The organism is Yersinia frederiksenii ATCC 33641 (genome assembly GCF_000754805.1).
In the GTDB taxonomy this organism is placed as follows: domain Bacteria; phylum Pseudomonadota; class Gammaproteobacteria; order Enterobacterales; family Enterobacteriaceae; genus Yersinia; species Yersinia frederiksenii.
In genome coordinates this window covers 3,170,204-3,184,528 of the sequence record NZ_KN150731.1, presented here as the reverse complement: position 1 = coordinate 3,184,528, position 14,325 = coordinate 3,170,204, and the positions used below count along the sequence as shown (strand labels likewise).

Genomic DNA, 14,325 nt, shown 5'->3' with positions numbered 1-14,325 from the left:
GTGTTTAGTTGCCGTTTTCCCGCCTGTCAGGGGCGGGCTTTTTTTATTCTGAATAAAATCATTCACTCAGATAAAGGCAAATGCGTCACCATAGATATGCGCTTCCTGCGCGCCACGTTCAGCACAAAAACGTTCACGGGCAATCTTAGCCATTTCAAAACGACCGGCGATATAGATATCTTGCTCAGCAAGAGAGCCGTAATCTTGCAATACCGCACTCAGCACTGTTCCGGTGCGGCCACGCCAACCTTCTTCCGGTTGCTCAACCACAGGAATAACTTTCAATTGCGGATATTTAACCGATAGCGCTTCCAGCTCGCTTAGATCGTATAAATGCACGGCTTCGCGGCCCCCCCAATAGACGGAGACTTCACGGTCAGGACATTCCGCTAACGCCGCTAACAAAATGGAGCGCACATAGGAGAAACCGGTGCCACCGGCAATGAGAAGCAATGGGCGGTTACTGCCCTCACGGAACCACGCCTCACCATGAGGAATATCCACATCCAATGTTTTCTCTTTGAGAATTCGGTCCATCACGGCCATGGCATACAGATTAAGTTCCGAAGCCCCAATATGCAGCTCAATAAAATCTTGTTGCAACGGCGTGGATGCCATAGAGAACGGGCGCTTATCACGCTCGTCCATTACTACCATCAAATACTGCCCAGCACGGAAAGAAAATGCAGATGCAGGCACCAATTGCACCCGGTACACCGTATCGGTAATGGCCTCTACGGAGGTTACTTTACAGCTTAAAGTTGTCATGCCTTCCCTCTGTCGGGTCATCAAATGCAAAACCAAGGACAAGAACGATGCCGGTTAGCGTTTCGTCTCTTTGTCACTGAAAATGGCGAGTTCATCCCAAATAGCATCAACACGGGCGCGGACTTCTTCATCCATTTTAATTGGACGCCCCCATTCACGCGGAGTCTCAGCTGGCCATTTGTTGGTGGCATCCAGCCCCATTTTAGATCCCAAACCGGAAACCGGTGAGGCGAAATCTAAATAATCTATTGGCGTATTTTCAATTAACACCGTATCGCGGGATGGGTCCATCCGGGTCGTAATCGCCCAAATAACGTCATTCCAATCACGTGCATTAATATCATCATCACAAACAATAACAAATTTTGTATACATAAACTGGCGTAAAAACGACCAAACGCCCATCATCACGCGTTTAGCATGACCTGCATACTGTTTCTTGATTGTCACCACCGCCAGACGGTATGAACAGCCTTCTGGTGGTAGATAGAAATCGACAATCTCTGGAAACTGCTTTTGTAAAATAGGGACAAATACTTCATTCAGCGCAACCCCCATCACTGCCGGTTCATCCGGAGGACGGCCAGTATAAGTTGAATGATAAATTGCGTCTTTACGCTGGGTAATATGGGTAACGGTAAAAACAGGGAAGCTGTCAATCTCGTTATAATAGCCGGTATGGTCACCATAAGGTCCTTCTGGCGCCATATCACCCTGCTCAATATATCCTTCCAATACAATTTCTGCACTTGCAGGTACTTCAAGATCATTGGAAAGACACTTCACGACTTCTGTTTTGTGTCCACGCAATAAACCGGCAAAAGCATATTCAGACAGGGTATCGGGCACCGGTGTTACCGCAGCCAAGATGGTTGCTGGATCAGCACCAAGTGCCACCGCCACCGGGAAACGTTCACCGGGATGAGCTTCACACCATTCTTGATAATCTAGCGCGCCACCACGGTGGGATAACCAGCGCATAATTAATTTGTTTTTACCCAGAACTTGCTGGCGATAAATACCCAGGTTTTGACGCTCTTTATGTGGACCACGCGTTACCGTTAGCCCCCAAGAGACCAAGGGAGCTGCATCCTCTGGCCAGCAGTGCATGACAGGGATTCGGCTCAAGTCGACATCATCCCCCTCCCAAACTTGCTCCTGACAAGGCGCGGAGCTTAAGCATTTCGTTGGCATATTCAATACCTGCTTAAATTTCGGCAGTTTATCGAATAAATCGCGAAATCCCTTCGGAGGGTCGGGTTCTTTCAAGAAAGCCAACAGTTTGCCAACGTCCCGCAATGCACTGACATCTTCTTGTCCCATCCCCATAGCGACCCGCTTGGCGGTGCCAAACAAGTTACATAGCACTGGCATGCTGTAACCCTTAGGGTTTTCAAAAAGTAATGCAGGCCCGCCAGCGCGCAAGGTGCGATCGGCGATTTCTGTCATTTCCAGATAGGGATCAATAGGCTGGCTAATACGTTTAAGTTCACCCCTCTGTTCCAGCAACGAGAGGAAGTCACGTAAGTCACGGTATTTCATGCTGATCATTTCGGCGGCTATGTGATGCGCCATTATAGGCTGTCTTTATAGCAGTTGCTGTCTTTTTGTTAAAAATGGATACCGGCTCACTCGAAAAAATATCATGCTGCGCTTTACTATTAACAATTAGTAACCCAGATATCATTCTATCGACAAAAAAATAAGGCTAAATCATTGTATAACAATCAGTATGCTATAAATGACACATCTATACTTGCTGTTTATATATCGCCACTTTTGTTATGCTGCCAAGTAGTATCTAAAGGCATGTGAAATTATGAAATATTGGCATTTATTATATTGTAAACGTGGCCAACTGTTACGCGCTAAGGAACATCTGGAACGGCAAGACGTAAATTGCTGGACACCAATAGTGACTATCGAAAAGATAGTGCGCGGAAAACGGGCTGAAACGACAGAGGCGTTATTCCCTAATTATCTGTTTGTGGAATTTGATCCGGAAAATATTCATACCACGACGATAAGTGCCACTCGAGGTGTAAGCCACTTTGTCCGGTTTGGTGTGCAACCTGCGGTCATTCCAGCACTCGTTATCGCCGAGATGCAATCTCACACTGCAGATAAAATCATTGCGCCAGAAGTTCCGATTCCTGGTGATGTTGTGACGATTACAGAGGGTATTTTTTCTGGGCTACAGGCGATTTATACCGAACCAGATGGCGAAGCACGTTCAATGTTGTTACTGAATATGCTCAATAGCCAAGTACTGCAAAGCCTGGATAATCGTCAGTTCGAAAAACAATAATATCCCGGTATAAAAATAAATCGAGGTAGGTACATCCGCACCTACCTTATTACTGATATGCAAAGAGTTATCGCTGCATTTGCTCGTCATGCAACCATTGTGCAACTTGCTTAGCAAAATAGGTTAATACCCCATCCGCACCGGCACGTTTAAAGCATAACAGCGACTCCATTACTGTCGGTTTTTCTTGCAGCCAACCATTTTGAATGGCTGCCATGTGCATCGCATATTCACCCGAAACCTGATACGCAAAAGTCGGAACCCCAAAGGTATCTTTCACCCGGCGCACTACATCCAAATATGGCATTCCTGGTTTGACCATGACCATATCAGCGCCTTCCTGCAAGTCTTGGGCTATTTCTTGTAAAGCTTCATCACTATTAGCCGGGTCCATTTGATAGGTTTTCTTATTCCCACCTTTTAAATTGCTGCTAGAGCCAATAGCATCGCGGAATGGACCATAGTAGCAAGAAGCATATTTTGCTGAGTACGCCATGATTTGCGTGTTCACCAACCCTTGCAATTCTAACTGATCGCGAATAGCGCCAATACGGCCATCCATCATATCGCTTGGAGCAACAATCTCGGCCCCTGCTTCTGCATGTGACAATGCCTGGCGCACCAAAATCTCTTTGGTGATGTCATTAATCACATAGCCATCAGCATCAATCACGCCGTCTTGCCCGTGGGTTGTGTAAGGGTCGAGTGCGACATCGGTAAGAATACCGAGCTCAGGTACCGCATCTTTTAAAGCACGTACCGTTCGTTGCACCAAGCCATTTGGGTTATAGGCTTCTTCCGCATGCAATGATTTCAGACCTGCCTCAATAACAGGGAACAACGAGATGACCGGAACACCAAGCTTGGCAATCGCCTCCGCTTCCTTTACCAACAAGTCAATCGTCATACGCGAGACTCCGGGCATGGACGAAACCGCTTGCTGCTGGTTATGCCCTTCCATGACGAACACCGGATAGATCAGATCATTAACTGTCAGTTGATTTTCAGCGACCAGCCGGCGACTGAAATCATGACGGCGCACACGGCGCATACGGCGACCAGGGAAGGTGCCCGGGAATGCATAGCTCATATTGTTCTCCTAACTCAAACCAACCGGAAAATCCGGCGGGCGTTTTCATCAGTTTTCTGTCCCAGCCATTTAGGATCTTCTTGTCGCCATACAGCAACTTGCTGGACGATATGAGGCAGAAAGCTAGGTTCATTGCGACGGGATGCAGGTTTTGGATGTATATCCCTTGGCAATAAATAAGGGGCATCAGTTTCCAGCAACAATTGTTGAACGGGAATGCGTGGCAGTAATGCTCTTAGTTCAAGGCCTCGGCGTTCATCACAAACCCAACCGGTGATACCAATAGATAAACCTAATGCCAGGCAAGAGTCTAGTTCATCGGCAGTGCCAGTAAAGCAATGCACAACAGCGGCAGGGATTTTATCTAACCAAGGCGCAAGCAGAGCGATAAAACGTTCGTGAGCTTCACGACAATGTAAGAAAACAGGCAAAGAAAGCTCTGCTGCCAATGCCAACTGGGCAGTAAATGCCATTTCTTGCTGTGCTGGTGTGGAGAAATTGCGGTTAAAATCAAGTCCGCACTCACCAATGGCGACTACCGAGTTATTCGCCGCCAATGTCCTGATTTGCTGCTCCACAGCAAGTTGCCAACTGCTCGCATGATGAGGATGAACTCCTGCAGTTGACCAGCAGTAACCAGGGTAGGCACGGGCAAGCTCAAGTGCAGCCTGGCTTTCCTCAGCATCAGTACCGGTAATCAGCATACCGGTAACCCCAGTTTTTTTTGCGCGGGCAACAACCTGAGGGCAATCTTTGGTAAATTGCGAGCTGGTTAAATTCACACCGATATCAAACATGAGCGTCCCAAAACAGAAGCCGCCCCAGAGGGCGGCTAAACATCAATCCAGAGATTTAAGGTACCTTCGGATTATCGGTTTCTTCATCTTCTTCCTCAATATCTCTACGTCGTTGTTTGCCAGTATAAAAACGAGCAAAGAACAAACCAAGTTCAAATAACAGATACATTGGAATTGCCAATAATGTTTGTGACAGCACATCAGGTGGCGTGAGTAGCATGCCCACAACAAAAGCACCAACAAACACATAAGGGCGTTTTTTCTTCAATGCTTCAGGTGTTGTCACCCCTGCCCAGCACAGAAGAATGATGGCAATCGGAACTTCGAAAGAAATACCAAACGCCATAAACAGCGCCATAACAAAATCAAGGTATTTGGTGATATCCGTCGCGATCAATACGCTTTCCGGCGCTGTTTTGGCAAAAAAACCAAAAGCTAACGGGAATACAATAAAATAGGCAAATGCCATACCCAGATAAAACAAGAAGCTGCTGGATATCAGCAGTGGGACCATCAAGCGGCGCTCATGTTTATACAACGCAGGAGCTATAAATGCCCAAACCTGATAGAGGATCATCGGCGCGGAAACAAACACCGAGACCATCATGGTTAATTTAATCGGGGTAAAGAACGGTGATGCAACATCAGTTGCGATCATACTGGAGCCAACAGGCAGTTGTTTGATCAACGGTGCTGAAACCAGGTGATAGATATCATTGGCAAAAAAAACCAATACTAAAAAAACCACTAAAATAGTGATAATACAATTCAATAGCCGCTTACGCAGTTCTATCAAATGAGTGATAAGGGGTTGGGTATCATCAACAGCCATGTTTACCGATCGCCGCCAGGTTGGTGAGTTCGAGGTTGGTCAGCACTGATTGAGTCTGTGCTATGGGAGTCAATTGTCGCTGTGTTTGCCTTGGTTACTGGGGTATTTGTAACTGGCACACCCTCCCTCTCTACTGGAGGGATAGACTCAGAAAATGCCTTAACCTGAACAACGGGTTTCTCGACGTTATCAGGGGGAGTCTCAGCCACACTAGAGGAGCTCGCCTCATCAGTGCTCGGAGCTTGAGGCGATGCTTGAGCTTGCGTCGCCGATTCAGCCGGCGTAACACCATCATGAATTGCTTCTGGCTCGGTTACCAACGGATTATGGATCGTGTGTGGTGCATCCGAAGCAATATCAGAGTGATAAGAACGCTTCAATGCTTCCGCAGCCTCTTTGAGTTCATCCATTGAGGCTTTTAGCTCAGGAGTCAGATTCTGCAAACCAGCCTGTTCTGCTTTTTTCAGACTGTCTTGCAACTCTTGCAACTTAAGCTCTTGCGCCAATTCGTTCTGCACTGTTGCTGCGAGTGAGCGCAATGTACGAATCCAGCCAGCAACGGTTCTTACCGCAACAGGCAGCCGTTCTGGCCCAAGCACGACCAGACCAATAACAAGTATCAGTAGCAGTTCACTAAACCCAATGTCGAACACAGCTTATCCCTGCTCTTTGTCGTGACTCTTCGTAGGTTCTTCAGCTTTGGCTACCGGCTGTTGCTGCTTCTCAGTAATCGATTTTGCAAAATCAGCATCATTACTAGTCTTATCAGCATCAGTTGGAGGAGTCTGTGTCTCATCACCTATCGCTTTTTTAAAACCTTTGATGGATGCACCTAGATCTGACCCTAATGTCCGCAATTTGTTAGTACCAAACAGCAGAACAACGATCACAGCAATGATTAATAACTGCCAAATACTTATACCACCCATTACATTCACCTCTATATACAAGGGTTATCCCACAGAGGCCGCATTATACGTCATATAACCTCTGTGAATACTTATCTAACTTACCGCACTTTGAACTAGCGCATAGCTTCTTGAACAAATAAATGACTTCTTGAATAACTTTTACATAACTCATAAGTCACGCAATAAGAAAATTAACTAGTTCGTCGCCAACCAATAAGCCAAACCAATACTCCAGCAATAATGAATCCCGTTGAGATTTCTACCGCACCAGCCAAGAATAAAATGGTACCACTGACTAATAGTGTAGCGCCAACCCCAAACAAATACCGTGATTGTCCTTGACGTTGTTGCTGGCCTTGTATCTGTGTAGTGAGTTTATCGACACTTTGCTGCAATAATTTGTGCTGCTGCAAGCTGTCATAAACCAATTCAGGCAGCTCTGGGAACTTCTCAGCCCAGAACGGCGCCTTCTCTTTCAATGCCCGGATTACTGCTGGCAAACCAACTTGGTCCCGTAACCAGCTCTCAAGAAACGGCTTAGCAGTCGTCCAGAGATCAAGCTGAGGATAGAGTTGACGCCCTAAACCTTCAACATACAGTAACGTTTTCTGGAGCAAGACCAACTGGGGCTGCACTTCCATATTAAAACGACGTGCTGTGTTAAACAGATTCAATAACACATGTCCGAATGATATTTCCGCCAATGGCTTTTCAAAAATTGGCTCACAGACAGTACGGATAGCGAACTCAAAATCTTCAACATTGGTATCACGAGGCACCCAGCCCGAATCAACATGCAGTTCAGCAACGCGCCGATAATCACGGTTAAAGAAAGCAATAAAGTTTTCAGCGAGATAGCGTTTATCTGCTTTGTTCAACGAGCCAACAATACCGCAGTCAATGCCGATGTACAGTGGGTCGTGAGGATGCTCATAACTGACAAAAATGTTCCCAGGATGCATATCTGCGTGGAAAAAGCTGTCACGGAAAACCTGAGTGAAGAATACTTGCACTCCACGTTCCGCCAACAATTTCATGTTTGTGCCTTGATCTTCTAAAGCAACAATATCAGATACGGGTATACCGTAAATACGTTCCATCACCAATACACTTTCCCGACAATAGTCTGAATAGACCTCAGGAATATAGAGCATTGGGCTGTCTTCAAAATTACGGCGTAGTTGAATAGCGTTAGCAGCTTCACGCAGCAGGTTCAACTCATCAAGCAGCGTTTTTTCATATTCACGTACAACTTCTCGTGGGCGCAGTCTGCGACCATCAGGTAAAAGCTTGGGTACCCAGCCAGCAAGACGATACATTAAGCGGACGTCGGCTTTAATAATCGGCAAGATATCCGGGCGAATAACTTTCAGCACAACTTCTTGACCGTTTTCTTTTAAACGTGCCGTGTGTACCTGAGCAATGGAGGCAGAGGCCAAAGCTTGCTGTTCAAAATCGTCAAACCATGTTTCTAACGGCCCACCCATGGCAATTTCAATCTGCTTGCGGGCAAGCGCACCATCAAATGGAGCAACTCTGTCTTGCAATAACGCTAGTTGATCGGCAATAGCTGGTGGGAATAGATCGCGACGCGTAGACATCATCTGACCAAATTTGATCCAGACAGGTCCTAACTCCTGTAACGCAAGACGTAACCGCTCACCTAAAGGTTTATCTTTATGACGATTAGGCAACCAGAAAAACAGATAACGGCCAATGCGTAATGGCAACGTCAAACGTATCTTCGGAATTAATTCTTCCAGCCCATAGCTCAAGAAAACCCGAATAATTAGATACAGGCGCCGAAGTTCTCCTGGCGTCATGGTTTTGTCTCCATAGTTGCCAACCTTGCACTTAAAGCCTCTGTGGCACGGACGATGGCATCCACCTCTTCGTTAAACCACACAACCTCCAGTGGAGCAGGCGCTATTTTCCATTCTTCGGTTATTGCTTCAGCCACATAATGTTGCTGCTGCCGTAACTGTTTACTAAGAAAACGACTACTTTTATGCACTATCTGCCCTATCGATTCAGCGGCAATATCACCGATATAGGGAGCCAACCATTCTGCAGGTTCCCACTCAGCAAGGTCTAATAACGCAACAAGTTGTTGCACCACCTGAATATCACCTTCGACAATCAGTTCACCACTTCGCATCAAGGGTGAGAGTTGCTGGCGGTCACGCAATTTTGCTAATACAGCAACGTCGGTTTTCACTCTACAATCCGCTTCACCACTCCATTGGCTTAAAACATCTACCTGCCGTTCGCTAAAAACGAGTAGCAACGGAAAGCTCATCTCACGCAACTCAATGCGCAGAACTTTCCCTGCTAAGCGTAGACGTGCAGCTTTCATGCTGTTATCGCGAAATAGCACACTATTGAGTGATGTTTCTATAGCGGCTGTAATTAGCGGCGACAATAAAACAGGTTTCAATGACAAAGGCTTAAACAGCAGTGATTTTAGTGACATAAACCCATTCCTGTTAGAACTTAAAGCCCCGATGTAACGCAACAATGCCACCGGTTAAATTGGAATAGGTTACGTTTTCAAACCCGGCATCCATCATCATGCCTTTCAGTGTTTCTTGGTCGGGGTGCATTCGAATAGACTCCGCCAAATAGCGGTAGCTTCCAGAGTCCTGCGCCACAAGCTCACCAATTTTAGGCAGAATATGGAAAGAGTAAGCATCATAGGCTTTGCTCAAAGGAGCAAGAAGTGGTTTAGAGAACTCGAGAACTAACAAGCGACCGCCGGGCTTTAATACCCGATACATAGAACGTAGCGCCTTTTCTTTTTCGGTTACATTTCTCAAACCGAATGAAATGGTGATGCAATCAAAGTAATTATCAGGGAAAGGCAAGGCCTCAGCATTGGCCTGCACATAACTGACATTACCGACAATACCTTTATCACGCAGCTTTTCACGGCCCATACGCAGCATAGATTCATTGATATCAGCCAGAACCACTTCGCCCTGTTCACCCACGAGACGAGAAAATTTAGCTGTTAAATCTCCTGTACCACCCGCCAGATCCAATACCCGTTGACCGCGCCTAACACCGCTACAGTCAATAGTAAAACGCTTCCAAATACGGTGAACACCGAACGACATCAGGTCATTCATCAGATCGTATTTGGCGGCTACGGAATGAAAAACTTCTGCCACCATGCCTTCTTTTTGTTCTTTGGCTACGGTGCGAAAACCAAAATGAGTGGTTTCCTTGTTCTGATCTACCATTTTCTGTGCCTGCTTTTCAGTCAATCTTTCGAGGAAGTGTACCAGAACTCCGATGAAAGCCCCACCTCACCTGGTATTAAGGTACCTGCTTAATCGCAGTCTTCTCAACATCATACAGAAGAGGAACATGCAACTAACCCTAGTACTTCAGCGGTGCAGAATCATTGATTGCCGACTCTGCATCATCGGATAGCGCTAAATCGCCCTCTGGGTTCTCATCCATACTGGCTTTCTCTGCCAGTGATGGGCTAATAGGCCGTTTTACCTCGACCCCCAGAGTGCGAAAACCTTCAACTTGCCCTATCAGGTTACCACGGCCTTGCGACAGTTTGTTCATTGCCTGACGATAACTTATCTGAGCTTTATCGAGGCTTTGCCCTAAGGACTCCATATCATCAACAAATAAGCGCAATTTGTCATAGAGTTTGGCCGCTCTTTCGGCGATACGTTGCGCATTTTGGCTTTGGTGCTCATATCGCCATAAGTTAGTGATAGTTCGTAGAGCCACTAGCAGAGTTGTCGGGCTAACCAGCATAATATTGTGCTGTAATGCTTCACTGATCAATTCTGGCTGGCGGTCTATTGCGACCAGAAAAGCCGGTTCTACCGGGATGAACATCAAAACATAATCAAGCGAACGTAAGCCGGGAAGTTGCTGATAATCTTTGCGGCCTAGCATTCTAATATGGGCGCGTAGCGAGGATAAATGCTCATTTAATGCCGCTTCTCGTTCAGCATCATCTTCACTATTAAAATAGCGCTCATAAGCCACCAGCGACATTTTAGCGTCAATGACGACATCTTTACCCTGTGGCAAGCGAACGATAACATCTGGTTGCATGCGGTTATTGTTATCAATCTTGACACTAACCTGGGTTTGATATTCATGACCTTCACGCAGACCTGAGGCTTCTAACACTTTAGCCAAAACGACTTCGCCCCAATTTCCCTGCGTTTTATTATCCCCTTTGAGAGCTTTGGTCAGATTTAACGCTTCGCGTGCCATTTGAGCATTGAGCTGTTGCAGACTACGGATTTCATGGGTCAGAGTATGGCGCTCACGCGCTTCTTGCCCAAAACTATCCTGAACCTGTCTACGAAAACCATCCAACTGTTCGCGCAGAGGCAACAATAAGCGATCCAAACTTTGCTTATTTTGTTCATCCGCACGGCGGCCAGTTTGTTCAAAGATACGGTTTGCCAGATTTTCAAACTGAGTGTTTAGCCGCTGTTCGCTATTAAGGAGCAAACGTTGCTTTTCTTCTGCAGTCAGGCGGGTTTCTTCCAGGCGGATAGTCACTTCGCGTAGTTCGGCTTCTTGCGCGCTATTCACTTCCCTTTGAGCACGTAGCTCTTGATTAAGTTGCTCGCATTCATCGCGCCAATGAGCTAATTGTTGTAGCTTTTCAGCATTTGCCGCTAGCTGACTATGTAAATTGCGCAGTTCTAATTCACCTTGCCGTAATTGTTGTTCATTACGTTGTAAAGACGTCTGTAATTCTGCGGTATTCTGTTGAGACTGTTGTAATGCCTGTTCCAGTAACCGCCGTTCAATATCCTGCTGTGTTTTATTACGCTGCTGATACAAGCTGGCAATCAGCCAGCCAATAAGGCCACCAAGCAGACAGCCCCCCAGCCCATAAAATAAACTGATATCCACGGTTATCTCCCCATTAACCTATTGTTAGTCAAGGTAAGGGGATACTGTATGGATGTCCAGAGTGTTTTTCCGTTACATGCCATCTTGCGAAGCGGTACGCATAAATAATAAGCAGTTTAAAAAACACTTACTTTGCCACGAAGGAATAGGCTAAAACTGTCAGCCGTAGAGCACTGATGACGGGCCATTTGTTCAGGTAGGGCTAATCTATCCAGTGAGAAAGCCACTGAATACCAAATGCGCCTGGAGCTAAAATACCGAATGCCCAAATTAAGGCGGAAGTGATGTTAGCTAACTGGAAATAGAACTTTGGCATACCACAAATACCGGCCACCAGTGGAACGACTGCACGTAGTGGACCAAAGAAACGACCAATAAAAGCACCAAAGAATCCCCAACGTTCAAAGAACACGTGACCACGGACCAATAGCTGAGGATTACGAGAAAGTGGCCACAAGGTGCCGACGCGATCCTTGTAATGGTCACCTACCCAATAAGAGAGCCAATCGCCAAAGAAAGCACCGGCTACGGCAGCGGTCCAAATCGGCCAGAAAGAAATACCACTTTCACCGATTAATGCTCCCAATCCGAGCAAAATAACTGTTGCAGGTAGAAGCAAAGAGATAAAAGCGAGTGACTCGCCGAAGGCAAGAATAAACACGATAGGCATAGCCCATGTTTCATGTTCGCGAACAAAATCGATAGTGGTAGTAATGACATCATTCAGGGTCACAGGTATTTTCCTGTTATCAATAAAGTGGCCATTAGCATACGCAATGTGTCGACATTTTGGCTTAACAAAAAATAAACGGCCGGAAGATTCCGGCCATTCTGACAAGTTAATACAATAAATTTAGTTTATCAGGCGTTAGCAATGGCAACTTTATTGCCTGCCATTTCGGCTGATCTGCGGATCCACAATTCACGCCATTTTTTCAAGGCAGATATCAAGATGATGACACCCAATGTCATCATGATGATAGAGATGATGCCATTGAATAGGTTGTAGCCTTTTGCTGCTGAGTTGAAATACACGTGAGTGATCATCCAGTAACCAGCATAGTTGACGGTAACAAACAGATAAGCCAGTGGAATAACACAGGTCAGCATGTAAATCCGTTTAGTCGCTAAACGCAGAATGATAGTGGCACCAATGATTAAGCCAACAGAAGCCATTAACTGGTTTGACACACCAAACAATGCCCATACCGAGTTGATATCACCAGAGTTCAGGAGGTAGCCCCACAATGCACAAGCGATAACACTACAAGCCAATGTGCCAGGTAGCCAATCAGTGCGTTTCAATGGTGCCCAGATATCACCCAAGAAATCTTGCAGTAAGTAGCGAGCAACGCGAGTACCAGAGTCAACTGCGGTCAGGATAAATACCGCTTCAAACATAACAACAAACTGGAAGAAGTAAGCGGCGAGACTACTAAACCATGGCACACGAATGAAAATATCCGTCATACCAACCGCCAAGGTGACAGCACCACCAGTACGGCCATATAAGTCCAGACCAATTTCCTGACTCAGTTTTGGCAGATTAACTACTTCCATGCCAAGCATACTCCAGGCTTCAGCAGATGAGTTAATCGCGAAGTAGTCAGCTGGATGCAAGGACGTTGCAGCGATCAGGGCCATAACCCCAACCATACATTCAGCCAGCATCGCTCCAAAACCGACGGGTAAAATATCACTCCATTTATCGATTTGCTTTGGTGTGGTACCTGAACCGATAAAGGCATGGAAACCAGAAATAGCACCACAAGCAATAGTAATGGAGATAAACGGCCAGACCGGCCCTGCCAGAACGGGGCCACCACCATGAATAAACTGTGTCAGTGCTGGGAATTGAATCTCAGGGTTGATAAATACAACACCAACAATCAGTGCACCAAATACACCGATTTTCATAAAGCTAGAGAGGTAACCACGAGGAGTTAATAACATCCAGACAGGCAGTGCAGTCGCAAAGAAAGCATACATTGGCAGAATAATGCTGACGGTATCGGCTTTCAGCATTAACCATTCGCCAAGCCAGGTGCCTTCAATATAGGGGCCGACAAACACGCACACCATAATGGCGGCGATGCCGACATAAGAAGCCCCTTTCATGCTACCTGTCATCCGTTCCCATAAACCAACGCAAATAGCGATAGGGATGGTCATGAATACCGCGAAAGTCCCCCAAGGGTTACGTTCCAGGGCATGTACCACCACCATCGACAAACCAGCCATGGTAATCGTGATGATGAATAGCATAGCCAGTCCGGTACACCAACCTGCAACCGGGCCGAGCTCTGACTTAGCGACTTCAGACAGTGATTTGCCCTGATGCTTCATTGAAGCAAACAGAACCACGGTGTCGTGAACCGCACCACCGATAACACAACCAATCAGTAACCACAGGAAGCCGGGTAAATAGCCATATTGGGCTGCCAGCACCGGGCCAACCAAGGGACCCGCCGCAGCGATTGCTGCAAAGTGGCTACCAAAGTTCACCCATTTTTTAGTTGGAACGTAATCTTTGCCATCTTCAAAGGTGTGGGAAGGTGTTACTTCACTGTCATCGACGCGCAGAACCTTACGAACAAAAAAGATACCGTACAAACGGTAACAGATCGTAAGGATACACGCTGAAGCGATAACAAAGGTAATCGCATGTTGCATGAGCATTCTCTCCAGGGAATTTGTCAGGCGTTAACATACGCTTG

General features: G+C 46.4%; 14 protein-coding genes. 1 reads left to right on the top strand and 13 read right to left on the bottom strand.

Features of this window, described 5'->3' with window-relative positions; all coding sequences use genetic code 11:
- Positions 1 to 66: 66 nt before the first annotated feature.
- Positions 67 to 768, bottom strand: a complete 702-nt coding sequence (gene fre, locus DJ58_RS07675) for an NAD(P)H-flavin reductase (protein WP_032912027.1) — start codon at positions 766 to 768, stop codon at positions 67 to 69.
- 54 nt (positions 769 to 822) lie between these two features.
- The gene (gene ubiD / locus DJ58_RS07680) at positions 823 to 2,319 is read right to left on the bottom strand and encodes a 4-hydroxy-3-polyprenylbenzoate decarboxylase (RefSeq protein ID WP_004712390.1); all 1,497 of its coding nucleotides are present in this window, start codon (positions 2,317 to 2,319) and stop codon (positions 823 to 825) included.
- Between the two features lie 268 nt (positions 2,320 to 2,587).
- On the opposite strand from ubiD, the gene rfaH reads away from it, so the two are divergent.
- A complete protein-coding gene (gene rfaH / locus DJ58_RS07685; RefSeq protein WP_032912026.1) occupies positions 2,588 to 3,076 on the top strand; it encodes a transcription/translation regulatory transformer protein RfaH in 489 nt (162 codons plus the stop codon).
- 67 nt (positions 3,077 to 3,143) lie between these two features.
- Here the strand turns inward: rfaH and hemB are convergent, their stop codons facing one another.
- The 11 genes from hemB to DJ58_RS07740 all read right to left on the bottom strand — a co-directional run bounded on the left by hemB (position 3,144) and on the right by DJ58_RS07740 (position 14,281).
- Entirely contained in the window at positions 3,144 to 4,166 is a 1,023-nt protein-coding gene (gene hemB, locus DJ58_RS07690; protein ID WP_004712388.1) for a porphobilinogen synthase, read from the bottom strand.
- 14 nt (positions 4,167 to 4,180) lie between these two features.
- Complete coding sequence (gene tatD, locus DJ58_RS07695) at positions 4,181 to 4,963, bottom strand: 3'-5' ssDNA/RNA exonuclease TatD (RefSeq protein ID WP_004712387.1); 783 nt, start codon at positions 4,961 to 4,963, stop codon at positions 4,181 to 4,183.
- A 55-nt stretch (positions 4,964 to 5,018) separates the two neighbouring features.
- Positions 5,019 to 5,795: a Sec-independent protein translocase subunit TatC gene (gene tatC / locus DJ58_RS07700; protein ID WP_004712386.1), complete on the bottom strand. Its 777-nt coding sequence runs from the start codon at positions 5,793 to 5,795 to the stop codon at positions 5,019 to 5,021.
- 2 nt (positions 5,796 to 5,797) lie between these two features.
- Positions 5,798 to 6,448 carry a Sec-independent protein translocase protein TatB gene (gene tatB, locus DJ58_RS07705; protein WP_004712385.1) on the bottom strand — a complete coding sequence of 217 codons (651 nt, stop codon included), beginning with the start codon at positions 6,446 to 6,448 and terminating at the stop codon, positions 5,798 to 5,800.
- A 3-nt stretch (positions 6,449 to 6,451) separates the two neighbouring features.
- Positions 6,452 to 6,724 carry a Sec-independent protein translocase subunit TatA gene (gene tatA, locus DJ58_RS07710; protein WP_004712384.1) on the bottom strand — a complete coding sequence of 91 codons (273 nt, stop codon included), beginning with the start codon at positions 6,722 to 6,724 and terminating at the stop codon, positions 6,452 to 6,454.
- Positions 6,725 to 6,897: 173 nt separating this feature from the next.
- Complete coding sequence (ubiB, locus tag DJ58_RS07715) at positions 6,898 to 8,529, bottom strand: ubiquinone biosynthesis regulatory protein kinase UbiB (RefSeq protein WP_032912024.1); 1,632 nt, start codon at positions 8,527 to 8,529, stop codon at positions 6,898 to 6,900.
- Complete coding sequence (gene ubiJ / locus DJ58_RS07720; protein WP_004712382.1) at positions 8,526 to 9,179, bottom strand: ubiquinone biosynthesis protein UbiJ; 654 nt, start codon at positions 9,177 to 9,179, stop codon at positions 8,526 to 8,528. The genes ubiB and ubiJ overlap by 4 nt, the downstream gene beginning before the upstream one ends.
- Before the next feature lie 13 nt (positions 9,180 to 9,192).
- Complete coding sequence (ubiE, locus tag DJ58_RS07725; protein WP_032912021.1) at positions 9,193 to 9,948, bottom strand: bifunctional demethylmenaquinone methyltransferase/2-methoxy-6-polyprenyl-1,4-benzoquinol methylase UbiE; 756 nt, start codon at positions 9,946 to 9,948, stop codon at positions 9,193 to 9,195.
- 139 nt (positions 9,949 to 10,087) lie between these two features.
- Positions 10,088 to 11,608 carry a DNA recombination protein RmuC gene (gene rmuC / locus DJ58_RS07730; RefSeq protein ID WP_004712380.1) on the bottom strand — a complete coding sequence of 507 codons (1,521 nt, stop codon included), beginning with the start codon at positions 11,606 to 11,608 and terminating at the stop codon, positions 10,088 to 10,090.
- A gap of 202 nt (positions 11,609 to 11,810) precedes the next feature.
- Entirely contained in the window at positions 11,811 to 12,341 is a 531-nt protein-coding gene (locus DJ58_RS07735; RefSeq protein WP_004712379.1) for a DedA family protein, read from the bottom strand.
- Positions 12,342 to 12,469: 128 nt separating this feature from the next.
- Positions 12,470 to 14,281, bottom strand: a complete 1,812-nt coding sequence (locus DJ58_RS07740; protein WP_032912019.1) for a carbon starvation CstA family protein — start codon at positions 14,279 to 14,281, stop codon at positions 12,470 to 12,472.
- Between the last annotated feature and the right edge of the window lie 44 nt (positions 14,282 to 14,325).